Source organism: Pseudomonas sp. LBUM1647 (assembly GCF_059716175.1).
Window position 1 is genome coordinate 2,245,027 of sequence record NZ_CP166809.1, and the last position, 25,030, is coordinate 2,270,056.

Genomic DNA, 25,030 nt, shown 5'->3' on the forward strand with positions numbered 1-25,030 from the left:
AGGGTGGAATTTTTGGTCGATTGCCAACTTTAGGGCGTATAAACTTGCGCCATGCGTCGGCCAATAGATGTCTCGGCGCCACAGATCAAGAGAGTGAGTAATGGGCGCACAGTGGAAGGTTAAACACAAAGAAGCGGCATCTAACGCCAAGGGCAAGATCTTCGGCAAACTGGTAAAAGAAATCACCATCGCTGCCCGCAACGGTGCCGATGTCACTACCAACGCACACCTGCGTCTGGTGGTTGAACAGGCCAAGAAAGCCTCGATGCCCAAGGAAACCCTGGATCGCGCCATCAAAAAAGGCGCGGGCCTGCTGGGTGAGACCGTTCAGTACCATCGCGTGACTTACGAGGGTTTCGCTCCGCATCAGGTGCCGCTGATCGTCGAATGCGTGACCGACAACGTCAATCGCACCGTCGCTGAAATCCGCGTTGCGTTCCGCAAGGGCCAATTGGGCGCCTCCGGTTCGGTAGCGTGGGACTTCAACCATGTCGGCATGATCGAGGCGTCCCCGGACAGCCCGGACGCCGATCCGGAAATGGCCGCCATCGAAGCCGGCGCCCAGGATTTCGAGCCGGGCGAAGAAGAGGGCACGACCCTGTTCCTGACCGAGCCTGCGGACCTGGACGCGGTGCAGAAAGCCCTGCCTGAGCAAGGGTTCACCGTGTTGTCGGCCAAGTTGGGTTATCAGCCGAAAAACCCGGTCAGCGGTCTGAGCGATGAGCAGATGGCTGAAGTCGAAGCCTTCCTCGAAGGCCTCGATAACCACGATGACGTGCAGGACATGTTTGTCGGGTTGGCGGGTTAAACCGCTTCGAGCGTGTGATGACCTGTGGCGAGGCTCCTCGCCACAGGTTTGTGTTGGCTTCCAGTGGTTGAGGCCAATACCGTCAGCGCCTGAACAAGCTCGCTGAACCCCGGTCGCGTCAGCACCTGCGGCTGACAGCAGCGCTGCTGCAATTGCTCCAGCTGCACACGACCTTCATCGCTCAACCCCGAGTCGATCCGCTCCAACAATTCCCCCAGCAAAACACCAAACGCCCGTACCTCGATCCGTTGCAGCGCACGGCTTTCAAGGCTGTCCGAGGTGGCATGGAAAGACGCGGCGCCAAAATCCCCCAGCAGGCAATCACCGTGCTCATTCCACAAAATGTTGTGGCCATAGAGGTCGCCGTGGGTGATGCCATGTCGGTGCAAATGTTCGGCTGCCGAGGCGATGCCACAGGCGATGCGCAATGCCACGCCAGCGCTGAACCGGGTGTCGTTGGCGTAAACGTCGCGGGTACATGACGCCAGGCTCGGCAGCCCGGACAGATTGCGATAGCTCGGATCGATCAATTGCATCACCAGCCCGGCCTGGGCTTCTGGATGCCCGACGACGCGCCCTTCAACCCGGATCAGGTTGGGGTGACTACCGGCGGTGATGCAGGCGTTCATTTCGTGCAACGGCGAGCCGTCACTGGTCATTTCGCCTTTGTAGAGTTTGACGGCGACCTGTGTGGCCGGTTGGCCCGGTCGATCCCAAATAGCCCGATGAATCACCCCTGACGCGCCTTCGCCCAGTTGCTGCGCCAGACGCAGTTCAGACCAGGGAATGCGGGGCGTGGCTTCGAGAGCGGCTGCATCGGCTTCGGTCTCCAGCGGGTTACCGGCGTACGCCAGCCAGGTCAGGCTCGGCAGGGACAGCAGCCACTCGGGCAACTCGGTCAACCGGTTGGCGGCGATACGGATCAGTTCGAGTCGATGGCAATGACGCAAGCTCTCCGGCAAACGTTGCAAGCGGTTGCCAGCAAGCATGAGTTTTTGCAGGTGCGGGCGTTCACCCAGCTCGGCCGGCAGTTCAGTGATGCAGTTATCGGTCAGGATCAGCCAGCGCAGCAACGGTGGCAGGGCCGCGCCTGGCACGCGCTCGATGCGGTTGGCCTTGAAGCCGACCATCGTCAGTGCGGCGCATTGGCCCAGGCAGTCGGGCAGTTCGGTGAACAGATTGTCCGAGCAGAACAACACGCGCAAACGGGTCAGGCGGTGCAAGTCGTCCGGCAGACTGCTCAAGGCATTGCCGCTGAGGTCGAGGACTTCCAGCGAGTCCGCCAGGTCGAAGATTTCTCGCGGAAACTCCGTCAGGCCGCCGGTGAGGTCAAGGCGGGTAATGCCCGACAGTTGGCCGGCGCGCAGTTGGGCAAGGGTATCCATGAGCAGATTCACTTTGATCGGGAGGAGGGCGCGGAGGCCTGGAAACGGGCGACATGATACCGGCAAAGGCCGGGGACGTGTCAGACCGGATCCCTGACTTCGACCAACTGCCCCAACCGGCTGCGCGTGCGCGCCAGATCGATGGCATCGCCGCCCAGGCTTTCGCGCAAAGACTTCTGGCCGAGCAGAATCAGGTGCTTGTCCTGGTCGTACAGGACGTCGACCAGATTGATGAAGCGCTGCTGGGCGGCGATTGAACACTCGGCAAGGTTGGGCAATTCCTCGATGAACCAATGATCGAAACGTCGGCACAGCTCCAGGTAATCCATGACCGCTGTGGGGTGGTCGCACAGATCGCCGAAGGTGAAACCGATGGTTCGCCCTTCGCAGTGTCGGGCTTGAAGGTGCCGTGTTCCGACGGAAAGCTGAATGGCCGGCGCGTCGCGTTCGGGCAGGTTCAACGACTGACGCTGCATCGCGGTGGCGGGCCAGACGTACTGGCCCTGGGTAAACAGCTGCTGGGCATGGGTTCTGACCTGACTGCGGTAGTCGTGGGGGCCGCCGACTTCCATGACCTGCATGCGAGCGTTGATCAGGTCGATCACCGGTTTGAAGCGCGCGTGGTACAGCGGGTTGGGCAGGAGGCCTTCCGGTGGGTAATTGGAAGTGACCAGCAGCAGGATGCGTCGGCGGAACAATGCCTTGAACAGGCGGGTGATCAGCATCGCGTCGCCAATGTCATGGACGTGAAACTCATCGAAACACAGCACCCGGCAATCGCGCAGCTGTTCATCGAGGGTGGTTTCCAGCGCATCGGGGTGATCGCGATGAGTGAACATTCCTTGGTGAAGGTGCGCAAAAAACTCATGAAAATGCAGGCGCTGTTTTTCCGCGATGGGAATGGCCTGGAAAAAACCGTCGAGCAGCCAGCTCTTGCCGCGACCCACGGCGCCGTGCAGGTAAAGGCCGGGGAGCGTTTTTGCCGAGGTGCCCGGCAGCGCTGCGGCGTGTTGCGCCATGCAGTCGATGACGCGCAGTTGGCTATGGCTGAGGGTGTAACCCTGGGTGTGGGCCTTACGGTGGAAGTAGTCGTGGATGGCTCGACCGGTGCCGCTGTGACCGGCGGATGCAGCCGATGACTTGCCGAACAAGCGGCGTAGCGCAGGCCAGCGTGGTGTGAGTCGCGAACGGTTTGGCGGTCGAACGGCCACTGTGATTTCACCCCGTAATCTTCATGCCGGCTCCCCGAGCGGCGGCATAGTGTAACCAGAGGGGGGATTTTCATTCCAGTTGTGTCGATGAAGCCTGTGTGGCGAGGGAGCTTGCTCCCGCTGGGCTGCGAAGCAGCCCCAAAACCATGAAAGCGCGGTGTTTCAGACACACCGCGTTGAATGGGTTACGACTGCTGCGCAGCCGAGCGGGAGCAAGCTCCCTCGCCACAAGGTTTTCGGTGGTGAGAGTCGCCCAGATGATTACCGCTCGATACTGCGATTCCACCGCGCATTCCATGCCGGGCGCTGTTCGTTGACCTGATCCCAATCGATCGCAATGGCCGTGGTCAGGTACTGCTTCATCGCCTCGACCTGACCGCGGGTTTTGTCGGTGGTCGGGGTATTGGGGTTGGACGGGATCTGGTCGCCATCTTCAAGCGCGGCAGCCTGAGCTTCAGGTGTCAGCAAGAAGGCGGCAAGTTTCTGTGCCAGTTCCGGCTGAGTGTTGTTGGCGATGGCACATTCGGCCACGTTGAGCACCACGGCGCCTTCCTTCGGTTGCGCATACTCCACCGGCATGCCCTTGAGTTTCAGGGCGGTGACCTGGGTCGGCGTCAGCGGGAACAGCGCGGCTTCGTCGGTCTGAAGCATTTCGGAAATCTTCGCCGAGCTCGGAATGTACTCCAGCACGTTGCGCCCGACGGTGTTCGGCCAAGCCTTGAAGCCTGGCTCGACGTCGGTTTCGCTGCCGCCCTGAATCCGGTTGAACATCAGGAACCCGTGCAGGCCAAAGGTCGAGGACGCCATTGACTGGAACACCAGTTTGTCTTTGAAGCGCGGGTCGGCCATGTCCATCCACGAGGTCGGCGCGGTCCAGCCTTTCTCCTTGAACAGACGCGTGTTGTACGCCAGCCCGGTCACGCCGAGGCTGACCGCCACCGCTTGATCCTTGATGCGGCCCTTGGCCGGAATCTGCGCCAGCGGTGCGCTGTCTTCGAGTTTGTCGCACAGCCCCATGGCGATGGCGCGGTACATGATGCCGTCGTCGAGGAACATCACGTGCATCTGCGGGTTGCCTTTGCTGGCCTGGACCTTGGCCAGAATATCGGCGGAGGTGCCGGGCACGATCACCACTTTGACGTTATTGGCCTTCTCGAAAACCGGCAGCACCTTGTCGGCGTAGAGCCGCTCCATGGTCCCGCCGTTCATGCCCAGGTAAAGCGTCGGTTCGGCCTGGGCCTGGCTGACCGTGAGCAGGGCGCCCAAGCAAGAGATACCGAGCAGTGCAGTGCGTTTGACGTTATTCATTAGCGCGACCTTCCTCTATCAAGCAACGGAGATGGAGTGAAACCGGGTGATGGAAAACGCATCCAGCGACGTTTTTGAGGCGCCGCTGCAGATGATTTCGGTGAGTGCCTGGCCCACCGCGGGGCCGATCTGAAAGCCCGCACCGGCAAAGCCGAACGCGTGCAACAGACCGGGTTGAGTGCCACTGTGGCCGATCACCGGTTGGCGATCGGGCAGGTAACCTTCGGTGCCGCTCCAGGTGCGAATCGCCTGGGCACCTTCAAGAAACGGATAAAGCTCGACGGCCTGACGCAGGATCTCGATTACCGCGTGCTGGCCCGGCCGGGCGCGAGCGTCGTCGAGGGCAAAACCCTGACCGCCTCCCAACACGCAATTGCCGCGCGCGACCTGCCGGGCATAGATACCGCCGCCCTCGACCCCAGTGCTGGCATTCATCACCAATGGCAAGGGCTCGGTGACCAGCATCGCCGGGTGCCCGGCGTGCATCGGCACGCCCTCACCGAATTGTTCTGCCAGGCTGCCGGCCCAAGCCCCGGCGCAATTCAGCAGCCAGGGCGCCTGCAACTCCAGACCGGTTTGCGTGCTGACGCGAAAGCGTTGACCGTCGTGTTCCACCGCCGTCACCGGGCATTGTTCATGGACTTGTGCGCCATGTCGCCGCGCCGCCCGGGCAAACGCCGGGGAGACCAGTCGCGGGTTGGCATGACCGTCATCGGGGCAAAACGAGGCACCGACCGCCACCTCACCGACCCACGGAAAACGTGCGCGTAATTCACTGCGCTCAAGCACCTGCAAATCGAGGCCAAAGCCCCGGCTGCTGGCGGCATAGTCTTGCAAGGCGTGCAGATCGTTGAGGCTGCGGGCCAGTTTCAAGTGACCGCTGCGCTGATACTCACCGTCGATGCCAATCAGCTGCGGCAGCTGCCCCCAGATGTCGTGGGCCCGCTGCGACAGCGGCAGTTGCGAGAGTGGTCGCCCCTGGCGCCGCACGCCGCCGTAGTTCACGCCGCTGGAATGCGAGCCGCAAAAATCCCGCTCCAGCAGTGCAACGCGACGCCCGGCCTTGCTCAAAAAGAGAGCGGCCGAGGCACCGACAATGCCACCGCCAATGATGACGGCATCGACCTCGATCATGATTCGACCTCCAGGCCAAACGGCAGGGGTTTGATGGGGGCCTGAGCCCGCAGTCGACCGATGTCGGACACGCAGCGCTGGCTTTCGCAGGCAATGATTTCCGCGGCGGCGGCCCCACACATCCGTCCCTGACAGCGCCCCATGCCGACCCGGCAATGCGCCTTGACCCGGTTGATCTCCCAATGACCCTCGCGCACCACTTGGCGGATGTCGCCGGCCCGCACTTCTTCGCAGCGGCAGATCATCACGTCATTCGGGGCATCGGCGGCCCAATGCTCGGGAAAGATGAAGGCCCGTTCCAGACCTTGGCGGAAGGTATCGATCCGTCCCAGCGCCTGCTCCAATTGCGCCCCACGTTGCGGCGGGATCAGGTAACCGATGTCTTCGAGCAACGCCAGGGCCGCGCGTTCGCCGGCCATTTCGGCCGCGTCGGCGCCCATGATGCCGGCGCCGTCACCGGCCAGGTAAACCTCGGCGACACTGCTGCGACCGGCGCTGTCGCGTTGCGGCAGCCAGGCGCGGTTGAGCGGGTTCCAGGTGAATTCACAGCCGAGCAGGTCGGCGAGTTGGGTTTCACTGCGCAGGCCGTGGGCGAAGGCGACGGCGTCGCACTCCAGATGCTGATTGCCCTTGGCGTTGCGCCAGGTCAGCGATAGCACACGTTGTTCGCCGTTGATGTCTGTGAGGCTGGCACCCTGATGCACCGGGATGCCGTGGGCGGTCAGCCAGCTGCGGTAATAGATGCCTTTGGCCAGGGTGGCCGGTTGCGAGAGCAGGCCGGGCAGGGCGCGTGCCTGAGCGCTGAAGGGCGAGCTGTCGAGCACCGCGACCACCTTGGCGCCGGCCTTGGCGTATTGATACGCCACCAGGTACAGCAGCGGCCCGCTGCCGGCGAACACCACCCGTTCACCAATGGCGCAGCCCTGAAACTTGAGGGCGATCTGCGCTGCGCCGAGGCTGTAGACCCCCGGAAGTGTCCAGCCTGGCACCGGCAGAATCCGGTCGGTGGCGCCCGTGGCGACGATCACGCGGGAGAACGCCAGCCGCGCGGCACGGCCTTCATGCAAGGTGTCGAGCGCGCCGTCCTCGGCGTTCCATACCAACGTCTCGGGACGGTAATCGAGTTGCTCGCGCAGCGCGTCGATCGTCTGATGCAACGCGTTGGCCTTGCCGGCTTCGAAGCCATACAGCTTGACCGGCGAGCGCTTGAAATTTGCCGGTTGGCGACGATAAATCTGCCCGCCACCGCGCGCGGCTTCGTCCAGCAGCACCGGGCGAACGCCATGGGCGACCAATGTTTGCGCGGCACGAATCCCGGCCGGACCGGCGCCGATGATGATCACGGAATTCATATAGCCCCCATGAAATTCAAGATCAAAAGATCGCAGGCTTCGCCAGCTCCTACAGGAGATCGCGTTCGGCGTAGGAGCTGCCGAAGGCTGCGATCTTTTGGGAGCCCCGGATAAATGACCGTCATATGCTGCGCCCCGGTTCGCGGCTGATCTGCTGCCCGGCTTCGAGCAACGTCGAGCAGGCGCGCACGCGCCGACCATCGCCCAGTCGAACCCAGCAGTCCTGACAGGCACCCATCATGCAAAACCCGGCGCGGGGTTCGGCGCTGAAGTCGCTGCCGCGCAAGTGTTCGCTGCAGGTCAGTACCGCCGTCAGCAAGGTGTCGCCGAGCATGCCGGTGGCAGGTGTGCCGTCGAGGGTAAAGTCCAGGGCCGGGCGGTCGCCTTCGGCCAGTCGTTTCAGCAGAGCCATGGCGCCCTCATTGTTTGCCCACCAGAACCCGATCAAGGCCGTAGACCCGGTCGAGCAAAATCATCGTCAGCGCGGTCAGCGCAATCACCAGTGCCGACACTGCCGCCATCATCGGATCGATGGATTCGGTGGCGTACACGTACATCCGCACTGGCAAGGTTTGCGTGGCCGGCGAGGTGACGAAAATCGACAGCGTGACCTCGTCAAAACTGTTGATGAACGCCAGCAGCCAGCCACCGGCCACCCCCGGCAGAATCATCGGCAAAGTGATTTCCCGAAACAGGGTGAAGCGCCCGGCACCGAGCGATTGCGCGGCGTGTTCGGCGCTGCGATCCAGGCCGATGGCCGACGCCAGTACCAGCCGCAGCACGTACGGTGTGATCACCAGCACATGGGCGAAGATCAGCCAGGCGAAGCTGCCGTTGACGCCCATCAGCGCAAACAAGCGCAGCAACGCAACACCCAGCACCAGGTGCGGAATGATGATCGGCGACAGGAACAGGCCGTTGAGAAAGTCGCGTCCGGGGAACTCGAAGCGGGTGATCGCCAGCGCCGCCGGCACCGCAATCAACGTCGCCAGACTGGCCGCGCAAAACGCCAGGATCAGGCTGTTGTAGAACGCGTCGACAAAGTCAGCACGCTCGAACACCGCGCGGAACCAGCGCAGGGAAAACTCCGTGGTCGGCAGGCTCAGGGTGTTTTCCGGGGTGAAGGCCACAAGGCAAACCACCACCAGCGGCGCCAGCATGAATAGCACCACCAAGGTATGGAACAGCAGGGCGAAAGGACCGTTCTTGGACATGACGAGTTATCCCAATGACTTCTTGTAGCGGCCTTCGATCATCCGGTTCCACGACAGCATGATCAGCAGGTTGAGCAACAGCAGGGCCACGGCAATGGCCGCGCCCATCGGCCAGTTGAGCTCCGACAGGTACTGGTCATAGATCAGCGTGGCGACCATTTTTATCCGACGTCCACCGAGCAGGCCGGGAATCGCAAAAGAGCTGGCGGCGAGACCGAACACAATCAACGTGCCGGAGAGCACACCGGGCATGATCTGCGGCAGCACCACTTGGCGCATCACGGTGAAGTGGCTGGCGCCGAGGGACATCGCGGCCTGCTCGGCGGCCGGGTCGAGTTTTTGCAACGAGGTCCAGACCGGAATGATCATGAACGGCAGCATCACGTGGACCAGCGCAATCACCACCGCGAACGGCGTGTAGAGCAGTTTCATCGGCGAGCCGCCGAAGGCTTGCAGGGTCTGGTTGACCAGGCCGTCGGCACCGAGCAACAGGCTCCAGCCGAAGGCGCGCACTACCACCGAAATCAGCAACGGGGTGAGGATCAGAATCAGGAAAATCGAGCGCCATGGCGCGCCCATGCGGCTGAGGATGTAGGCCTCGGGCACGCCGATCACCACGCAGAGCAGGGTGGTCAGGGCGCTGATCCACATCGTGCGCAGAAAGATTTCGTAGAAGTACGGATCGCCGAGCAAGCTGCTGTAGTGGTCGAGGGTGTAGGCATCGCCATTGATCCCCGAGCTGTAGTCGAAGACGTTGAACGACAGCACCAAAGTCAGCAGCAGCGGGATAACCAGCAGGCCGAAGTACAAGGCCAGGGCCGGTGCCGACAGCCAGTAACCCTGGCGTCCGTGGCGAATGGCGACAAGCGTACTCATGCCGGCACCTCGTCGACACTCAGTACCCGCAGCAACGTTGCGTCCCAATCGAGCCCGACCGCCGTGCCTTCGGTCAGCGGTGCCGAACCGTCGTTGCGGCGCACCACGCTGAGTTCGCCCAGGGTCGTCGACACGCCATAAAGCCATTGGCTGCCGAGAAAGAAGCGGCTGACGATGTTGCCTTGCAGACGACCCTGACCTTTGTCCCGCAGATCGATTTTTTCCGGACGCAGGCTCAAGGTCAGTTCGCCGTCGCCACGGCTGCACACCTGAACAACACCGGCGCTGTCCCGCTCGCCCGGCAGCAGATTGGCCTTGCCGACGAAACCGGAAATGAACTCGGTGCGCGGGTGTTCGTAGAGGGTGTAGGGCGCGTCGATCTGGGTGATGCGCCCGGCCTGCATCACCACCACCCGGTCGCTGATGGACAGCGCTTCGGACTGGTCGTGGGTGACCATCAGCGTGGTGATCCCGACTTCGCGCTGGATGCGGCGGATCTCGAATTGCATCTCTTCGCGCAGGTTGGCGTCGAGGTTGGACAGCGGCTCATCGAGCAGCAGCACCGGCGGCTCGATCACCAGGGCCCGAGCCAATGCAACGCGTTGACGCTGGCCACCGGAAAGCTCCCGGGGGTAACGCTCGGCATGCTGGTTGAGGCGTACCAGTTTCAGCACCCGGTCCACCCGCTGCTGCAACTCGCCGTTGGCCACTTTGCGCATCCGCAGGCCGAAGGCGACGTTGTCTTTGACGGTCATGTGCGGGAACAGCGCGTAACTCTGGAACACCACGCCCAGACCACGGCTGGCGGGTCTGGCGTGGGTGATGTCGCGACCGTCCAGCACAATGCGTCCGCTGCTGACTTCGACGAAGCCGGCGATCATTTGCAGGGTGGTGGTTTTGCCGCATCCGGAGGGGCCGAGCAGCGAGACGAACTCGCCTTTCTCGACCGAGAGGTTGGTAGCAACGACGGCGTCGATCTCACCGTAACGTTTGCCGAGTCCTTCAAGTTGCACAAAAGCCATAACTGCGCTCCACCTGAGATTGTTATGCGTCGCCCGAAGGCGCGCTTTTTTGTATGGGCAGATACGAAAAGGTCTTGCTGGGTGCGTTGGCGCTCGACTTCTGTCGGCTGCCGCTGTTGTTCGAATCGCCCCTGTCTGGACGCAGAGTAGGACGAAGAATAGGATGGGCTCAATGGCCTATTTCACTGAAGCGATGACTATTTTCAGTTTCATTCGGTGAGTAAATTAATACTCGAGAAAGCCCATGACAGATTCCATTGAGCGGAATGAAAGCAAAAGTGATGTCGGTGTTGGCGCAGTCTCCAGACTGTTTGCCGTGCTGCGCAATCTGGGTGACACCGTCGAGGGGGGGGAGCGGGTGACGCAACTGGCCCAGCGCATTGGCCTGTCGCAACCGACCACCCACCGTTTGCTGCGCAGTCTGATGGATGAGGGCATGGTCGAGCAGGATGCGCGCAGCAAACGCTATCGTCTGAGCCTGGAGTTCTTTGCGCTGGCGGCCCGTGCCGGGAACACCGGGAACCTGCGCGAACTGGTGCGTCCGGCGTTGCTGCGGCTGTCGGCGTCGTTGGGGGATTCGTTGTTCTTGCTGGCGCGCAGTGGTTTTGATGCGATCTGCCTGGACCGTAGCGAAGGGCCGTTTCCGATCCGCACCTTTACCGGTGACATTGGTGGGCGGGTGGCGCTCGGCGTGGGGCAGGGCAGCCTGGCGATTCTGGCGTTCCTGCCGGAAGAAGAGCGCGACACGGTGATTCACTACAACTTGCCGCGGCTCAAGGATTTTCACCTGTACGACGAGGTGTTCCTGCGCTCGGAAGTTGAGAATGTTCGCAAGCTCGGTTATGCCGGGCGCAACACTGGCGTGTTGCAGGGCATGGCCGGGGTGGCGGTGCCGATTCTGGATCGTGAAGGGCGGGCCGTGGCGGCGTTGAGTGTGGCCACCGTCAGTGATCGCTTGGGACCGGATCGCTTGCCGACCGTGGTCGAAATGCTCAAGCGCGAAGCAGCGCTGATCGGGCCGCGGATCAATCCGTTCGACCCGTTGCTGCGTAGGCCTTCGCAAGTGTTCGGGCAGGGTTGAAAAGATCGCAGCCTGCGGCAGCTCCTACACAGATTTTGAATTCCCCTGTAGGAGCTGCCGAAGGCTGCGATTTTTTGATCTTTTAAAACCGTACCGTCTGCTTCAGCATCTGCGCCGCCGGCGTATCCGTCGGGCTGACCATCGCGTAGTTGTACCCGCCCCCCGACCAGTACTCGGCCTGCAACTCGCCATCGCTGCGACTGCCCCTGGGCAACAGGTAGTTTTTCGGACCCGGTGGGCGGACGTAGAAGCTGACTTTATGGCCGCTTTGATCCTCGTAGACCACCATCGCCGCTGGCCCTTGCTCGGTGCTCAGCAAGCGTCCGCTGACCGGTTTGAAACCGGCGCCCGAGAGGTCAGGCAAGCGATTGGCCTGAGTGAAATAGCGGTCGAGCCAACCCTGCATGTCACCGTCATCGCTGACTTTGTAGTCGGCCGGCAAGATGCCTTGCTGGGCAATCAGGCGATAGGCCTGCAGGGCATCTGTCATCGGCGGCGTGGCACTGATGAGCGTCATCTCCCGGGCTTGCCAACCGCCGAATCCGCCGACGCTGACCGCGATCAGCAACACGGCGGCGCTGGCCAGGTGACGGCGGGATTGTCGTTTGAGGCGTTGGCGAATCAGCGCCGGGTCGAGGTTCGGGTTGGCCGGTTGCTGCAGGGCGCCGCTCCATGCCGTGCGCAGTTGCTGGGCGTCCTGCTGCCAGGCACGCACTTGGGCAGCCACTTCAGCGTTGCTGGCCAGAAAAGTCTCTACCAGACGTCGGTCGGCATCGCTGAGTTGTTGGTCGACGTAGGCGTGCAGGTCACGCTCGCTTGGGGGCAGGCTGATCATTTGAGTCTCCGCAGAGAAGGGCGGGTGATTTCGCCGTCGCTTAACTGGCGCAAGGCTTGACGGGCACGGGACAGGCGGGACATCACGGTGCCGGTGGGGACGTCAAGAATTTCGGCGACCTCTTTATAACTCAAGCCCTCGACCGAGACCCAGAGCAGTAGCGCGCGTTGTTCGGTGGTGAGCTGGTCGAACGCTTGCAGCGTCGATTGGGCGATCACGGTGCGTTCCACCGACGGCTGTGAATCGTCACGCCCGGTAAAGAATTCGAGCATCCGCGCATAACGCCGGGAGCGCCGGTGAGCATCGAGAAACTGTCGATACAGAATCGAAAACAACCAGGCGCGCAAGTCGCCCTCGGGGCGTTTGTCGCCCCAACTCGACAGCGCGCGCTCAAGGCAAGACTGCACCAGGTCGTCGGCGCTGCTGGGGTTGCGCGTCAACGACACGGCAAACCGGCGCAATCTGGGAATAATTTCTCTCAGTTGTTCGTCGATATCGTTCATGAAGTTCTGACTAGTCACTACGCTGTGGACTAGGAAGACGCCCGGCATTGGAGGTTATTCCACGCCTGAAAAAATAAACACAGCGTGATGGAATAAACCACCGTGGGGTTCGTCTGCTTGATCCTTCTCACTTGTGGCCGATGGCCCTGGAGTCTTTCATGGTAGATCGCGCATCACCGCCAACCCGGCCACCGCTGAGTACCGCAAGTTTGATGTTGCGTCTGGCCGGCATTGCCGTGGTCGTCGCCGTTGTGGCCGGGGCTTTTGCCTACGTCAACGGCACCTTTGACCCACAGCGCTTGACGCCTAAAAAGCTGATCAATGTGCTGGAGACCAACAACGGCGTGCACCCGGGCTTCCGGCGTAACCACTCCAAAGGCGTGTGCGTGATCGGACATTTCGAGAGCAGCGGTGAGGCGCGCAGCTATTCCAGCGCTCAGGTGTTCAATGTAGCGCGGACCCCGGTGGTCGGGCGTTTCGCATTGCCGGCCGGTAATCCTTATGCGCCGGACAACAGCGTGCCGATCCGCAGCCTGGCGTTGCGATTCACCCAGGCCAACGGCCAGCAGTGGCGCACCGGGATGAACAGCATGCCGGTGTTCCCGGTGGGTACGCCCGAAGCGTTCTACCAATTGCAGCAGGCCCAGTCGCCGGACCCGACCACCGGCAAGCCGAACCCCACTGCGGTGCCGGCGTTCTTCGGCTCGCATCCGGAAGCTGCACCGTTCCTGGCCTGGATCAAAACTGCCAAGCCGTCGGCCAGTTACGTGACGGAAACCTACAACAGCGTCAATGCGTTTTACCTGGTGAACGCTGCGGGACAACGGCAGGCGGTGCGCTGGAGCATGGTGCCATTCGCTCAGGATGCCGCGGGTGCTACGGCGCCTGAAGGGGGTGAATTCCTGGAGAAAGACCTGGTTCAGCGCATTTCCGCAGGGCCGCTGCGTTGGCAGTTGAACATCACGCTGGCCAACCCTGGCGATCCGGTCGACGACGCCAGCAAGGCCTGGCCCGAAGGTCGCAAAGTGTTGAACGCCGGCACCCTGGTACTCGAAAGCACCCAGCCGCAACTCAATGGCGAATGCCGTGACATCAACTACGACCCGCTGGTACTGCCCGCCGGCATAGAAGGTTCCGACGACCCATTGCTCGCCGCTCGTTCAGCGGGGTACGCCACTTCCTACTTGCGTCGTACCAGCGAAGTCAGCCAGTTGCCCGCTGCTAATAAACAGGAGTCTCATCAATGAGTGCTCAACCGAACCACTTCGCGCCTTTAGCGCGATTGCTGCACTGGCTGATGGCGCTGATGATCATTGCCATGCTGTTTATCGGCGCGGGCATGGCCGCTTCGGTGTCCGAGCGTCATGAGTGGCTGATTCATCTGCACAAACCCTTGGGCGTCGCGATTCTGCTGTTGGTGATCGTGCGCCTGGCCGTGCGCTTTTCCACTCAACAGCCACCGCTGCCGGCGGATCTGCCGGGTTGGCAAGCGCTGGCGGCGAAGGCTTCGCATGTCTTGTTGTACGCCTTGATGTTGATCCTGCCGCTGCTGGGTTGGGCGATGATTTCGGCGGCGGGGGATCCGGTGATGCTGAGCAGCTCATTACAGTTGCCGTCAATCGTACCGGCGAATGCGCAGGTGTTTGCGTTCCTGCGCAAGGCTCACGGATATCTGGCGTATTTGTTGTTCCTGACGGTGCTGCTGCATTTGGCGGCGGCGTTGTTTCACGGTTGGGTGCGCCGCGATGACGTGCTGGACAGCATGTTGCGGGGGAAGGATCGCGGCTAAAAGATCGCAGTCTGCGGCAGCTCCTACAAAGATTCGTGCGGTTCACACGATCGGCGTAGGAGCTGGCGAAGCCTGCGATCTTTTGATTCTGCGCATTCAGCGCAAGGTATCGACCATGTCAGCCACGGTCGTCAGCACATCCTTGCCCAACTGCTTCGAGCGCTTGCCAGACCAGCCGGTCAGCGCATTCGGCGCATCGTTGTTGTCCTTGAAGGGCATTTCGAGGGTCAGCGACAGGCTGTCGAATTTCTCGCCGACGCTGTTGCACGCCAAGGTCATGTTGGCTTTGCCCGGTTCGTCGCGGGTGTAGCCGTGCTTGGTCTGGAAGTCCTTGGTCAGGTGCTTCAGATGGCTGCGGAATTGCTCTTCGAGTTTTTCGATCCGTGGCGTGTAACCCGGGTTGCCTTCGCAGCCGGCGGTGAACACGTAGGGGATTTCTTCATCGCCATGGATATCGAGGAACAGGTCCACGCCGTACTTTTCCATTTGCTGCTGAACGAACAGCACTTCCGGGCTGATTTCCTGGCTGGCGCTCTGCCAGGCGCGGTTCAGGTCCTGGCCCATGGCGTTGGTGCGCAGGTGACCGTGGAAAGCGCCGTCCGGGTTCATGTTCGGCACCAAATACAGATCGGCGCTGGTCAGCAGTTTGTTCAATACCGGATCGTCGTGTTTTTCGAGACGTTCGATCACGCCTTCCATGAACCATTCGGCCATGTGTTCACCGGGATGTTGCTGGGCGATGATCCAGACCTTGCGTTGACCTTCGGCGCCCGTGCCTTTACGCAGCAGCTGGATGTCTCGACCTTCGACGCTTTTGCCGGTGGCCAGCAGTTCGGTGCCAGCCTTGGCCAGCGCTTGCTCGATCAGCCAGTCATGGCGACCGCGGCTATAGGGTTCGAAGTAAGCAAACCAGGCGTGGGTGGCGGTGGCCTCAAGGCTGAAGCGCAGGCAGTCACCTTCGAAAATGGTCGGCACCCGGAACCAGTTGACGTGGTCGTAGGACGCCACGGCCTGATAACCATCCCAGGCTTTGTTGTAGGAGGACTTGCTGGCATTGTTCAGACGAAACCAGTGTTCCTGACCGACGTGCAGACCGCTGGCCTTGAAGTGGAACCACTGAAAGTGCTGGCTGCGGGTGTCTGGCTTGATGGCCAGCAGGGCTTGCAACGGATTGCTGATGTCCAGCACTTCAATGTTGCCACTGTCGAAGTTGGCACTGATGTCGAAAGAGGATTTAGCCACGGTCATAGTCGATTCCTGAATATGATTTTATGGCTGTTACTTTACACGCTGGGAAGGGAAAAACCGGGGGAAATTCTGGGATGAAGCGGGGGGCGTCCTCCTTGACGCCGACGCAGCTTAGAGACTGTGCAATTGATTCTCAAGCGCTATTTTTGATTAGTTTGGGCCAATGATGCCGGGCTTCTCTTGCCAACGGATATTCGTTTGATATCATCCGCGTCATTCGAATTTGCAGCACCTAAAGACTTCATTAGCCTGAAGGTAAAGCCAGAATAACTGGCAAAAAAAAGACCCGGCAAAAAGCCGGGTCAAAAACCGTGATTAGCCTGATGAGGAGATAGTCCAGGAGACCGACCTAAGGTCACTTGGACAATCGACCGATCTCGCGACCAGCTGCATGCAATAATAATCATTCTCGTTTGCAAGTCAAATGTTTTTATCTGCGCGATTGGAAAGTTCTTTCCCGTCCTCCTTGCAAGCACCCTAGTCTCATCCGTTCTGATCGCCCTCCAGAGATCGATCCACCATCGCCTTGGCCATGTCGATCATGTGCACCGCCGAAAACGCCAGGTCCCGACTTGCGCCCTGCAAATTGCTGGCTGACTCGTGCGCGATGGCGGCGGCACAACGTAGCAAATCCGTGGCATGGACCAGCGCCTCTTCGCAGCTGATGTTGCGGTTTACGTCAAAGAAACGTTCTTCGACCACTTCCTCTGAAACAGCTGGTTTCAAGTAATAGTCCAGCGCTCGTTGCGCGGCGGCAGAGCCTTTGGGCGAGGTGAGGGAAGTGTCGATTTGCATGTCAGGCAGGTCGTTGCAGGGGATGGACATGGCGATGGCAAACTCCGTGATAGATTCAGATCCGTGAACCAATCCTAGTACGTACTGTATTTATGACGAGAGATTAAATACTACAATTTGTGTTTTGACGGCCGGAGGCGCCCACGTATCGTGCCGCACATGGATAAATGGATTGAATTGGTCAAGGCCAAGATGAGTGAACTCAAAATCACTCAAGAAGAACTCGCAGATCGCCTCGGGATGTCTCAGGGCGGCGTCGGCCACTGGCTGAACAAACGCCGCGATCCTGGCGTCGTCAACATGAACCGTGTGTTGAAGGCGCTGGGCATGGACTTTCTCGAAGTGGCGTTGGTGATCCGCGAACCACTCGTCTTGGAAGAGGAGGAAATGCCCCTGACGCTCAAGTACAACCCGTACTTCCGCTACCCGGTCAGTGACTGGAAGGAGTCGGCGCAACTGCGTGATGGCGAGCTGACGGTGTACCGCAAGGAGGAACGCTTCGAACTGACCGACTACCACGCCCAGGGCCCGGCTTTCTGGCTGAGTGTGGTAGGCGATGCGATGACCGCGCCTACTGGCATCAGCATCGCCGAGGGCATGATGATCCTGGTGGACCCGGCCATTGTGCCGGAGCCCGGAAAGCTGGTGATCGCCCAATGGCCCGACAGCGCCGAGGCGACCTTTCGCAAACTGATAGAAGAGGGCGGGCAGCGTTACCTGGTCCCGCTCAATCCGACGTATCCGAAAGCCCTTTACACCGAAGAGTGCCGAATTATCGGCGTGGTGGTTCAGGCGACAGCCAGGTTCTAATCAGATCGGTCCTCGCAAGACGTAGGACCGATCTACATTTCATGCTTCTTCAAACTCGACCAACGCACTGCCTTCGCTGACCATCTCGCCTTCCTGGCAATACAGCGCCTTGATCACCCCGGCGTGTGGTGCACGAATGCTGTGCTCCATCTTCATCGCCTCCAGCACCACCAACTGCGCCCCGGCTTCGACCGTTTGCCCGGCTTCAACCAGTACCCGCACGATGCTGCCATTCATGGGGGCGGTCAGCCCACCGTGATGGCTGTGACTGGCCTCGACGGCGCTGATCGGGTCGTAGGACTCGATGCGGCGCAATTCACCTTCCCATTGCAGATACACAACGTCGCCCCGACGGATTGCCCGATGCTGGCGGCGCAGGCCGTTGTGCTCGGTCAGCAGTTGCTCGCCCTTGAGTTGAGCGGTGTGGGCATCAGCGTCGGCCAATGTCAGCGCACGATCCTGACCTTCACAACTCAAATGCAGGGTGATTTCTGTCGGCAGTCCGGCACGGAAACCATTGCTGTTGGCCCAAGGCGAAACCGGGTCATCGGCACGGGTCGTACTCGGCTGGCTTTGGGCAAACGCCTGGGCGGCGGCTTGCCAGAATTCGTCACTGAGGTCCGAGGCGGCTGGCAGCAGTTCTTCCTGATAACGCGGAATGAACCCGGTATCCAGTTCGGCCGCAGCAAACGCCGGATGGCCGACGATCCGGCGCAGGAAGTTGATGTTGGTCTTGAGCCCGCCAATGGCAAATTCATCGAGCATGCTCAGCAGCCGCAGTCGCGCTTGTTCACGATCCTCGCCCCAGGCAATCAATTTGCCGAGCATCGGGTCGTAGAACGGTGAAATTTCATCGCCTTCTTCGACGCCACTGTCCACCCGCCGTCCCGGACCTTGCGCGGATTCGCGATACAGCTCCAGTCGACCGGTCGCCGGCAGGAAATCATTGCCCGGGTCTTCGGCATACAACCGCACTTCGATGGCATGGCCGATCAGCGGAACCTCGGCTTGAGTCATCGGCAGCGCTTCGCCACGGGCCACACGAATCTGCCAGGCCACCAGATCGAGGCCGGTGATGGCTTCGGTGACCGGGTGTTCGACTTGCAGACGTGTGTTCATCTCCATGAAGAAGAACTCACCCCGCGAATCCAACAGAAATTCCACGGTGCCGGCGCCGACATAACCGATGGCCTGTGCCGAACGCACGGCGGCTTCGCCCATGGCGCGACGCAGTTCCGGGCTCAAGCCTGGAGCGGGTGCTTCTTCAACGACTTTTTGGTGCCGACGCTGGATCGAGCAATCACGTTCGTTGAGGTACAGGCAGTTGCCGTGCTGATCGGCAAAGACCTGGATTTCCACGTGACGCGGTTTGAGCAGGTACTTCTCCACTAGCATCCGCGAATCACCGAACGAGGATTTCGCTTCACGTTGGGCCGAGGCCAGGGCTTCGGCCAACTGGCTGACGTCCTCGACCACTTTCATGCCTTTGCCGCCACCACCCGCGGTGGCCTTGAGCAGCACCGGATAACCGATGCGTTCGCAGGCGTCGCGGAAGGTGTCGAGGTCCTGCGCCTCACCGTGATAGCCGGGCACCAGCGGCACGCCGGCGGTTTCCATCAAGGCTTTGGCCGCGGATTTGCTGCCCATCGCGTCGATGGCCGAGGCGGGCGGGCCGAGGAAAATCAGGCCAGCTTCTTCGATAGCACGGGCGAACCCGGCGTTCTCGGAAAGAAAGCCATAACCCGGATGAATCGCCTGAGCGCCACTGGCCTTGGCCGCGGCGATCAGTTTGTCGATTTGCAGATAACTGTCAGCGGCTTTGCTGCCACCGAGGTCGACGCGGATATCCGCTTCGCGGCTGTGTCGGGCGTCACGGTCAGTGGCGCTGTGCACGGCCACAGTGGTCAGGCCCAGGGCTTTGGCGGTGCGCATCACCCGGCAAGCGATTTCGCCGCGGTTGGCCACCAGCAGGGTGGTGAGAACAGGTGCGCTCATCAACGCGGCTCCTTGGTGGTGGTTTCGGCTTGCCAGCTCGGCGGACGTTTTTGCAGAAAGGCCCGCAAGCCTTCCTGACCTTCGGGGCTGACGCGGATGCGGGCGATGGCGTTTTCGGTGTAGCGGCGTAGCGCCGGGGTCAGCGCGCCGTGGCCTACTTCACGCAGCAAGTCCTTGCTGGCGCGCAGGGCGGCCGGGCTGTTCAGCAGCAGGTTGTCGATCCACTGTTCGACTTTTTGCTCCAGCTCAGCAATCGGATAACTCTCCGACAACAAGCCGATTTCCCGTGCTCGTTGCCCGCCGAAACGCTCGGCAGTCAGCGCGTAGCGACGTGCCGCGCGCTCGCCGATGGCTTGTACCACGAACGGACTGATCACCGCCGGGGCCAGGCCGATGCGTACTTCCGACAGGCAGAACTGCGCGTCATCGGCGCCGATGGCCATGTCGCAGCAACTGATCAGGCCCAGCGCACCGCCGAATGCAGCGCCTTGCACCACCGCCAGCGTCGGGACTTTCAGCTTGGCGAGGTTGTACATCAACTCCGCCAGTTCCCGGGCGTCGTCGAGGTTGGTGTGGTAATCGAGTTCGGCCGATTGCTGCATCCAGGCCAGATCCGCGCCGGCGCTGAAATGCTTTCCGCGTCCCCGCACCAGCAGAAACCGCAGACTGGCATCGCTCGACACTTTGTCCAGCGCGAGGATCAGTTCGCGGATCATTTCGGCGTTGAAGGCGTTGTTCTTTTCTTCGCGGCTGAGCCACAGGGTCGCAAAACCACGCGGGTCGCTCAGCAGTTCGAGGGTATTGAAGTCGCTCATATATATCCGTCTCCACAAATCTTGTGGGAGCGGGCTTGCTCGCGAAGAACGATAACGCGGTGCATCAGATAAACCGCGGTGAACCCTTCGCGAGCAAGCCCGCTCCCACAGAAAATCACATCCGGAACACGCCGAAGCGGCTCTGTTCGACAGGCGCATTCAGCGATGCCGACAAGGCCAGGGCCAATACATCGCGGGTTTGCGCCGGGTCGATGACGCCGTCGTCCCACAACCGGGCGCTGGAGTAGTAGGGATGACCCTGTTCTTCATACTGGTCGAGGATCGGTTGCTTGATCTCGGCTTCCTGCTCGGCGCTGAAACTGTGACCACTGCGCTCGGCCTGCTCGCGTTTAACCTGCACCAAAACCCCCGCAGCCTGCTCGGCGCCCATCACGCCGATGCGTGCGTTCGGCCACATCCACAGAAAACGTGGATCGTAAGCCCGGCCGCACATGCCGTAGTTACCGGCACCGAAACTGCCGCCGATGATCACGGTAAATTTCGGCACCTTGGCGCACGCCACGGCGGTCACCAGTTTCGCGCCATGCTTGGCGATGCCGCCGGCCTCGTATTTCTGGCCGACCATGAAACCGGTGATGTTTTGCAGGAACAGCAACGGAATGCCGCGCTGACAGGCCAGTTCGATGAAGTGCGCGCCTTTTTGCGCGGCTTCGGCGAACAGAATGCCGTTGTTGGCGAGGATCGCAATCGGGTAACCGTGCAAGTGGGCAAAGCCGCACACCAGGGTCGTCCCGAACAGCGCTTTGAATTCGTCGAACACCGAACCGTCCACCAACCGCGCAATCACTTCTCGCACGTCGAACGGCTGCTTGGCGTCGGCCGAGACTACGCCGTAGAGCTCGTCGCTGTTGTAGAGCGGGGCGATGGGCGTGCGCTGTTGCACTTCGCCGAGCTTGCGCCAGTTGAGGTTGGCGATACTGCGCCGCGCAATGGCCAAGGCGTGTTCGTCGCTCTCGGCATAATGGTCGGCCACCCCGGAAATCTTGCAATGCACATCGGCCCCGCCCAGGTCTTCGGCACTGACCACTTCACCGGTGGCGGCTTTTACCAGCGGCGGACCGGCGAGGAAAATCGTCGCTTGCTCGCGCACCATGATTGCTTCGTCGGCCATGGCCGGCACGTACGCGCCACCGGCGGTGCAGGAGCCCATGACCACCGCGATTTGCGGGATGCCCATGGCGCTCATATTCGCCTGGTTGAAGAAGATCCGCCCGAAGTGCTCACGGTCCGGGAACACTTCATCCTGACGTGGCAGGTTGGCGCCGCCAGAGTCCACCAGATAGATGCACGGCAAACGATTCTGCTGGGCGATGGTTTGGGCGCGCAGGTGTTTCTTCACGGTCAGCGGGTAATACGAGCCACCTTTTACGGTGGCGTCGTTGGCGACGATCATGCATTCGACGCCTTCCACACGGCCGATCCCGGCAATCACGCCAGCGGCGGGAACGTCTTCGCCATAGACCTCGTAGGCCGCCAATTGGCTGATCTCGAGAAACGGCGAACCCGGATCGAGCAAGCGATTGATCCGTTCACGGGGCAGCAGTTTGCCCCGCGAGGTGTGGCGCTCTTGCGCCTTCGGGCCGCCACCTTGCTGCACTTTAGCGAGCAGGGTGTGCAGGGCGTCGACCTGTTTGAGCATCGCCGCGCTGTTGGCCGCGAACTCCGCCGAACGGGGGTTGAGCTGGGTATGCAGGATAGCCATGGACAGCTCCGTTTAGCGGGTTTCGTTGAACAGTTCGCGACCGATCAGCATGCGACGGATCTCACTGGTGCCGGCGCCGATTTCGTACAGCTTGGCGTCACGCAGCAGACGACCGGCCGGGAATTCGTTGATGTAGCCATTGCCACCGAGAATCTGGATCGCGTCGAGGGCCATTCGGGTCGCGCATTCGGCGCTGTAGAGGATTACTCCGGCGGCGTCCTTGCGGGCGGTTTCGCCGCGTTCGCACGCTTGCGCTACCGCATAGAGGTAGGCGCGGCTGGCGTTGAGTTGGGTGTACATGTCGGCGACCTTGCCCTGGATCAGCTGGAATTCGCCGATGCTTTGGCCGAACTGCTTGCGGTCGTGGATGTACGGCACGATCAAGTCCATGCAGGCCTGCATGATCCCGGTCGGGCCGCCGGACAGGACAACGCGTTCGTAATCGAGGCCGCTCATCAGCACTTTCACGCCGCCGTTGAGCACGCCGAGGATGTTTTCTTCCGGTACTTCGACGTCGTCGAAGAACAGCTCGCAGGTGTTGGAACCGCGCATGCCAAGCTTGTCGAATTTGTTGCTGCGGCTGAAGCCTTTGGAATCACGTTCTACGATGAACGCGGTGATGCCGTGGGGGCCTTTTTCCAGGTCGGTCTTGGCGTAGATCACGTAGGTGTTGGCGTCTGGGCCGTTGGTGATCCAGGTTTTGCTGCCGTTGAGCACGTACTTGTCGCCGCGCTTGTCGGCGCGCAGTTTCATCGAAACCACGTCGGAACCGGCGTTCGGCTCGCTCATGGCCAAGGCGCCGATGTGTTCGCCGCTGATCAGTTTGGGCAGGTATTTGGTTTTCTGTTCGTGGTTGCCGTTGCGGTTGATCTGGTTGACGCAGAGATTGGAGTGCGCGCCGTAGGACAACGCGACCGAGGCCGAGCCGCGACTGATTTCTTCCATGATCACCACGTGGGCCAGGTAACCCAGGCCAGCGCCGCCGTACTCTTCCGGCACGGTGACGCCCAGCAGGCCCATGTCACCGAATTTGCGCCACAGGTCAGCGGGGAACAGGTTGTCGATGTCGATTTGAGCGGCGCGCGGGGCGATCTCCTTGGCGACGAAGGACTGAACCTGATCGCGCAGCATGTCGATGGTTTCACCGAGGGCAAAGTTCAGGGATGGGTAGCTCATGGGTCACCTTTTGGCTTTTTTGTAGGGTAGGGAGGGCCGTGATTTGGTTCTCACCTTTACGTTAACGTAAGCCTGTGACGAATGGCTGTCAATCACCCTTTACGTTAACGTCAACTTGAGCGAGAGTAGAGCCAGTTCTGAATGATCGGGGCTAGCCATATGCCTCGTTCCAACAACCCACTAATAAAGACAATAGGGGTCGTCATGGATCAACCCAGTGCAAGCCCGCAGCGCAGCTACACCCGTGGTTCCCAGGACAAAGCCTTGCTGGCGATGACCATCGGCCAGGCATTCGATAACACCGTCGCGCAGTACCCGACCGGGGAGGCGCTGGTCGTGCGCCATCAACAGTTGCGTTACACCTGGCAGCAACTGGCCGAAGTCGTGAACCTGCACGCCAGAGCTCTATTAGCGCTGGGCTTGCAGGCCGGTGACCGCCTCGGCATCTGGGCGCCAAACTGCGCCCAGTGGTGTATCAGCCAGTTTGCCAGCGCGAAAATCGGCGTGATCCTGGTCAACATCAACCCGGCCTACCGCAGCTCCGAACTCGAATATGTATTGAAGCAATCCGGTTGCCAATGGCTGGTCTGCGCCGGTGCCTTCAAGACCTCCGACTATCACGGAATGCTGCAAGGTCTCGTTCCCGAGCTGGCTGAGCACTCCATCGGAAAGTTGCAGAGCGAACGACTGCCGGAGCTGCGCGGTGTCATCAGCCTTGATGCTTCGCCGCCATCGGGTTTCCTGCCGTGGTCGCAATTGACCGATCTCGCGGGGAGCGTGTCGGCCGAGCAGTTGAGCGAACGTCAACACAGCCTGCATTTCGACCAGGCGGTCAACATCCAGTACACCTCCGGCACCACCGGTTTCCCGAAGGGCGCGACCCTCAGTCACTACAATATTCTGAACAACGGTTACATGGTCGGCGAAAGCCTAGGCCTGACCGCGAGTGATCGTCTGGTCATCCCGGTGCCGCTGTATCACTGCTTCGGCATGGTCATGGGCAATCTCGGCTGCGTCACCCACGGCAGCACCATGATTTACCCCAACGATGCGTTCGATCCACTGCTGACCCTGACTACCGTCGCCGAAGAAAAGGCCACCGCGCTTTACGGCGTACCGACCATGTTCATCGCCATGCTCGATCAGCCCAAGCGAGCTGAATTCGATCTGTCGAGCCTGCGCACCGGGATCATGGCCGGGGCGACCTGTCCGATCGAGGTGATGCGCCGGGTCATCAGTGACATGCACATGAGCGAAGTGCAGATTGCCTACGGTATGACGGAAACAAGTCCGGTGTCGTTGCAGACCGGTCCGTCAGACGAACTGGAATTGCGCGTCACCACCGTCGGCCGAACTCAGCCGCAACTGGAAAGCAAGATCATCGACGAGGCGGGCAACCTGGTGCCGCGCGGCACTATCGGTGAGCTGTGCACTCGAGGCTACAGTGTGATGCTCGGTTACTGGAACAACCCGCAAGGCACTGCCGAGGCTATTGATGAGGCGGGCTGGATGCACACCGGCGATCTGGCGAGCATGAATGACGAAGGCTACGTGTGCATCGCCGGGCGTAACAAGGACATGATCATCCGCGGTGGTGAGAATATTTACCCGCGGGAGCTGGAAGAGTTCTTCTTTACCCATCCGGCAGTCGCGGATGTGCAAGTGATCGGGATTCCGTGCTCGCGGTATGGCGAAGAGATTGTCGCCTGGATCAAATTCCATCCGGACCACAGTGCTACCGAGCAGGAGCTGCAAACGTGGTGCAAGGAACGCATCGCGCACTTCAAGACACCGCGTTACTTTAAATTCGTCGATGAGTTTCCGATGACTGTGACGGGGAAGATCCAGAAATTCCGGATGCGCGAGATCAGTATCGAGGAGCTCAAAGCGATACCGTAGGAGCTGCCGAAGGCTGCGATCTTTTGGGCTTGGCGCAAAAGGATCAGATCA

The 25,030-nt window shown here is 60.9% G+C and carries 23 protein-coding genes; 6 read left to right on the top strand and 17 right to left on the bottom strand.

What is annotated here, in order from left to right; translation table 11 throughout:
* The first annotated feature begins 100 nt into the window (after positions 1–100).
* Positions 101–808: a YebC/PmpR family DNA-binding transcriptional regulator gene (locus ACA059_RS10180; protein WP_497633685.1), complete on the top strand. Its 708-nt coding sequence runs from the start codon at positions 101–103 to the stop codon at positions 806–808.
* Here ACA059_RS10180 and ACA059_RS10185 read toward each other — a convergent pair.
* The 9 genes from ACA059_RS10185 to ACA059_RS10225 all read right to left on the bottom strand — a co-directional run bounded on the left by ACA059_RS10185 (position 805) and on the right by ACA059_RS10225 (position 10,310).
* Positions 805–2,193 carry a protein kinase gene (locus ACA059_RS10185; RefSeq protein WP_497633686.1) on the bottom strand — a complete coding sequence of 463 codons (1,389 nt, stop codon included), beginning with the start codon at positions 2,191–2,193 and terminating at the stop codon, positions 805–807. The two genes, ACA059_RS10180 and ACA059_RS10185, sit on opposite strands and share 4 nt — an antisense overlap.
* An 80-nt stretch (positions 2,194–2,273) precedes the next feature.
* Positions 2,274–3,404 (bottom strand): cell division protein ZapE, encoded by a 1,131-nt coding sequence (zapE, locus tag ACA059_RS10190; protein WP_497633687.1) that lies wholly within the window; start codon positions 3,402–3,404, stop codon positions 2,274–2,276.
* Between the two features lie 261 nt (positions 3,405–3,665).
* Positions 3,666–4,712: an ABC transporter substrate-binding protein gene (locus ACA059_RS10195; protein WP_497633688.1), complete on the bottom strand. Its 1,047-nt coding sequence runs from the start codon at positions 4,710–4,712 to the stop codon at positions 3,666–3,668.
* An 18-nt stretch (positions 4,713–4,730) separates the two neighbouring features.
* Positions 4,731–5,846 (bottom strand): NAD(P)/FAD-dependent oxidoreductase, encoded by a 1,116-nt coding sequence (locus ACA059_RS10200; RefSeq protein ID WP_497633689.1) that lies wholly within the window; start codon positions 5,844–5,846, stop codon positions 4,731–4,733.
* Positions 5,843–7,198, bottom strand: a complete 1,356-nt coding sequence (locus ACA059_RS10205; RefSeq protein WP_497633690.1) for an FAD/NAD(P)-dependent oxidoreductase — start codon at positions 7,196–7,198, stop codon at positions 5,843–5,845. The genes ACA059_RS10200 and ACA059_RS10205 overlap by 4 nt, the downstream gene beginning before the upstream one ends.
* Before the next feature lie 121 nt (positions 7,199–7,319).
* Complete coding sequence (locus ACA059_RS10210; RefSeq protein ID WP_497633691.1) at positions 7,320–7,610, bottom strand: (2Fe-2S)-binding protein; 291 nt, start codon at positions 7,608–7,610, stop codon at positions 7,320–7,322.
* A gap of 7 nt (positions 7,611–7,617) precedes the next feature.
* On the bottom strand, positions 7,618–8,412 hold the full coding sequence (locus ACA059_RS10215; RefSeq protein WP_218535719.1) for an ABC transporter permease: 795 nt from the start codon (positions 8,410–8,412) through the stop codon (positions 7,618–7,620).
* 6 nt (positions 8,413–8,418) lie between these two features.
* Positions 8,419–9,288 (bottom strand): ABC transporter permease, encoded by an 870-nt coding sequence (locus tag ACA059_RS10220; RefSeq protein WP_497633692.1) that lies wholly within the window; start codon positions 9,286–9,288, stop codon positions 8,419–8,421.
* Entirely contained in the window at positions 9,285–10,310 is a 1,026-nt protein-coding gene (locus ACA059_RS10225) for an ABC transporter ATP-binding protein (protein WP_497633693.1), read from the bottom strand. Before ACA059_RS10225 ends, ACA059_RS10220 begins: the two co-directional genes overlap by 4 nt.
* A gap of 244 nt (positions 10,311–10,554) precedes the next feature.
* Between ACA059_RS10225 and ACA059_RS10230 the strand changes: the two genes are divergently transcribed.
* A complete protein-coding gene (locus tag ACA059_RS10230) occupies positions 10,555–11,391 on the top strand; it encodes an IclR family transcriptional regulator (protein ID WP_497633694.1) in 837 nt (278 codons plus the stop codon).
* A gap of 82 nt (positions 11,392–11,473) precedes the next feature.
* On the opposite strand, the gene ACA059_RS10235 is transcribed toward ACA059_RS10230, so the two are convergent.
* Complete coding sequence (locus ACA059_RS10235; protein ID WP_497633695.1) at positions 11,474–12,226, bottom strand: anti-sigma factor family protein; 753 nt, start codon at positions 12,224–12,226, stop codon at positions 11,474–11,476.
* Entirely contained in the window at positions 12,223–12,729 is a 507-nt protein-coding gene (locus ACA059_RS10240) for an RNA polymerase sigma factor (protein WP_095128906.1), read from the bottom strand. The genes ACA059_RS10235 and ACA059_RS10240 overlap by 4 nt, the downstream gene beginning before the upstream one ends.
* Before the next feature lie 158 nt (positions 12,730–12,887).
* Here ACA059_RS10240 and ACA059_RS10245 point away from each other — a divergent pair, with 158 nt between their 5' ends.
* Complete coding sequence (locus ACA059_RS10245; RefSeq protein ID WP_497633696.1) at positions 12,888–13,976, top strand: catalase family peroxidase; 1,089 nt, start codon at positions 12,888–12,890, stop codon at positions 13,974–13,976.
* Positions 13,973–14,518: a cytochrome b gene (locus ACA059_RS10250; protein ID WP_056740290.1), complete on the top strand. Its 546-nt coding sequence runs from the start codon at positions 13,973–13,975 to the stop codon at positions 14,516–14,518. Before ACA059_RS10245 ends, ACA059_RS10250 begins: the two co-directional genes overlap by 4 nt.
* Positions 14,519–14,614: 96 nt before the next feature.
* On the opposite strand, the gene ACA059_RS10255 is transcribed toward ACA059_RS10250, so the two are convergent.
* Positions 14,615–15,766 (bottom strand): M14 family metallopeptidase, encoded by a 1,152-nt coding sequence (locus tag ACA059_RS10255; RefSeq protein ID WP_497633697.1) that lies wholly within the window; start codon positions 15,764–15,766, stop codon positions 14,615–14,617.
* 483 nt (positions 15,767–16,249) lie between these two features.
* The gene (locus tag ACA059_RS10260) at positions 16,250–16,591 is read right to left on the bottom strand and encodes a DUF6124 family protein (RefSeq protein WP_458510487.1); all 342 of its coding nucleotides are present in this window, start codon (positions 16,589–16,591) and stop codon (positions 16,250–16,252) included.
* A 129-nt stretch (positions 16,592–16,720) separates the two neighbouring features.
* Here ACA059_RS10260 and ACA059_RS10265 point away from each other — a divergent pair, with 129 nt between their 5' ends.
* On the top strand, positions 16,721–17,371 hold the full coding sequence (locus ACA059_RS10265; RefSeq protein ID WP_497633698.1) for a LexA family protein: 651 nt from the start codon (positions 16,721–16,723) through the stop codon (positions 17,369–17,371).
* Positions 17,372–17,410: 39 nt separating this feature from the next.
* On the opposite strand, the gene ACA059_RS10270 is transcribed toward ACA059_RS10265, so the two are convergent.
* The 4 genes from ACA059_RS10270 to ACA059_RS10285 all read right to left on the bottom strand — a co-directional run bounded on the left by ACA059_RS10270 (position 17,411) and on the right by ACA059_RS10285 (position 23,080).
* The gene (locus ACA059_RS10270; RefSeq protein WP_497633699.1) at positions 17,411–19,366 is read right to left on the bottom strand and encodes an acetyl/propionyl/methylcrotonyl-CoA carboxylase subunit alpha; all 1,956 of its coding nucleotides are present in this window, start codon (positions 19,364–19,366) and stop codon (positions 17,411–17,413) included.
* A complete protein-coding gene (locus tag ACA059_RS10275) occupies positions 19,366–20,181 on the bottom strand; it encodes a gamma-carboxygeranoyl-CoA hydratase (protein ID WP_497633700.1) in 816 nt (271 codons plus the stop codon). Before ACA059_RS10275 ends, ACA059_RS10270 begins: the two co-directional genes overlap by 1 nt.
* 115 nt (positions 20,182–20,296) lie before the next feature.
* Positions 20,297–21,904, bottom strand: a complete 1,608-nt coding sequence (locus ACA059_RS10280; protein ID WP_095128910.1) for a carboxyl transferase domain-containing protein — start codon at positions 21,902–21,904, stop codon at positions 20,297–20,299.
* Positions 21,905–21,916: 12 nt separating this feature from the next.
* A complete protein-coding gene (locus tag ACA059_RS10285) occupies positions 21,917–23,080 on the bottom strand; it encodes an isovaleryl-CoA dehydrogenase (RefSeq protein WP_497633701.1) in 1,164 nt (387 codons plus the stop codon).
* A 204-nt stretch (positions 23,081–23,284) separates the two neighbouring features.
* Here ACA059_RS10285 and ACA059_RS10290 point away from each other — a divergent pair, with 204 nt between their 5' ends.
* Positions 23,285–24,979: an AMP-binding protein gene (locus tag ACA059_RS10290; protein ID WP_497633702.1), complete on the top strand. Its 1,695-nt coding sequence runs from the start codon at positions 23,285–23,287 to the stop codon at positions 24,977–24,979.
* Positions 24,980–25,030 lie beyond the last annotated feature (51 nt).

Bases quoted from the DNA above. Each gene is read 5' to 3' on its own strand.
- ACA059_RS10235 (WP_497633695.1), bottom strand. From the start codon at position 12,226: ATGATCAGCCTGCCCCCAAGCGAGCGTGACCTGCACGCCTACGTCGAC.
- ACA059_RS10245 (WP_497633696.1), top strand. From the start codon at position 12,888: ATGGTAGATCGCGCATCACCGCCAACCCGGCCACCGCTGAGTACCGCA.
- ACA059_RS10280 (WP_095128910.1), bottom strand. From the start codon at position 21,904: ATGGCTATCCTGCATACCCAGCTCAACCCCCGTTCGGCGGAGTTCGCG.
- ACA059_RS10180 (WP_497633685.1), top strand. From the start codon at position 101: ATGGGCGCACAGTGGAAGGTTAAACACAAAGAAGCGGCATCTAACGCC.
- ACA059_RS10185 (WP_497633686.1), bottom strand. From the start codon at position 2,193: ATGGATACCCTTGCCCAACTGCGCGCCGGCCAACTGTCGGGCATTACC.
- ACA059_RS10285 (WP_497633701.1), bottom strand. From the start codon at position 23,080: ATGAGCTACCCATCCCTGAACTTTGCCCTCGGTGAAACCATCGACATG.
- ACA059_RS10195 (WP_497633688.1), bottom strand. From the start codon at position 4,712: ATGAATAACGTCAAACGCACTGCACTGCTCGGTATCTCTTGCTTGGGC.
- ACA059_RS10230 (WP_497633694.1), top strand. From the start codon at position 10,555: ATGACAGATTCCATTGAGCGGAATGAAAGCAAAAGTGATGTCGGTGTT.
- ACA059_RS10225 (WP_497633693.1), bottom strand. From the start codon at position 10,310: ATGGCTTTTGTGCAACTTGAAGGACTCGGCAAACGTTACGGTGAGATC.
- ACA059_RS10250 (WP_056740290.1), top strand. From the start codon at position 13,973: ATGAGTGCTCAACCGAACCACTTCGCGCCTTTAGCGCGATTGCTGCAC.
- ACA059_RS10215 (WP_218535719.1), bottom strand. From the start codon at position 8,412: ATGTCCAAGAACGGTCCTTTCGCCCTGCTGTTCCATACCTTGGTGGTG.
- ACA059_RS10200 (WP_497633689.1), bottom strand. From the start codon at position 5,846: ATGATCGAGGTCGATGCCGTCATCATTGGCGGTGGCATTGTCGGTGCC.
- ACA059_RS10240 (WP_095128906.1), bottom strand. From the start codon at position 12,729: ATGAACGATATCGACGAACAACTGAGAGAAATTATTCCCAGATTGCGC.
- ACA059_RS10290 (WP_497633702.1), top strand. From the start codon at position 23,285: ATGGATCAACCCAGTGCAAGCCCGCAGCGCAGCTACACCCGTGGTTCC.
- ACA059_RS10270 (WP_497633699.1), bottom strand. From the start codon at position 19,366: ATGAGCGCACCTGTTCTCACCACCCTGCTGGTGGCCAACCGCGGCGAA.
- ACA059_RS10220 (WP_497633692.1), bottom strand. From the start codon at position 9,288: ATGAGTACGCTTGTCGCCATTCGCCACGGACGCCAGGGTTACTGGCTG.
- ACA059_RS10265 (WP_497633698.1), top strand. From the start codon at position 16,721: ATGGATAAATGGATTGAATTGGTCAAGGCCAAGATGAGTGAACTCAAA.
- ACA059_RS10275 (WP_497633700.1), bottom strand. From the start codon at position 20,181: ATGAGCGACTTCAATACCCTCGAACTGCTGAGCGACCCGCGTGGTTTT.
- ACA059_RS10260 (WP_458510487.1), bottom strand. From the start codon at position 16,591: ATGTCCATCCCCTGCAACGACCTGCCTGACATGCAAATCGACACTTCC.
- ACA059_RS10205 (WP_497633690.1), bottom strand. From the start codon at position 7,198: ATGAATTCCGTGATCATCATCGGCGCCGGTCCGGCCGGGATTCGTGCC.
- ACA059_RS10255 (WP_497633697.1), bottom strand. From the start codon at position 15,766: ATGACCGTGGCTAAATCCTCTTTCGACATCAGTGCCAACTTCGACAGT.
- ACA059_RS10210 (WP_497633691.1), bottom strand. From the start codon at position 7,610: ATGGCTCTGCTGAAACGACTGGCCGAAGGCGACCGCCCGGCCCTGGAC.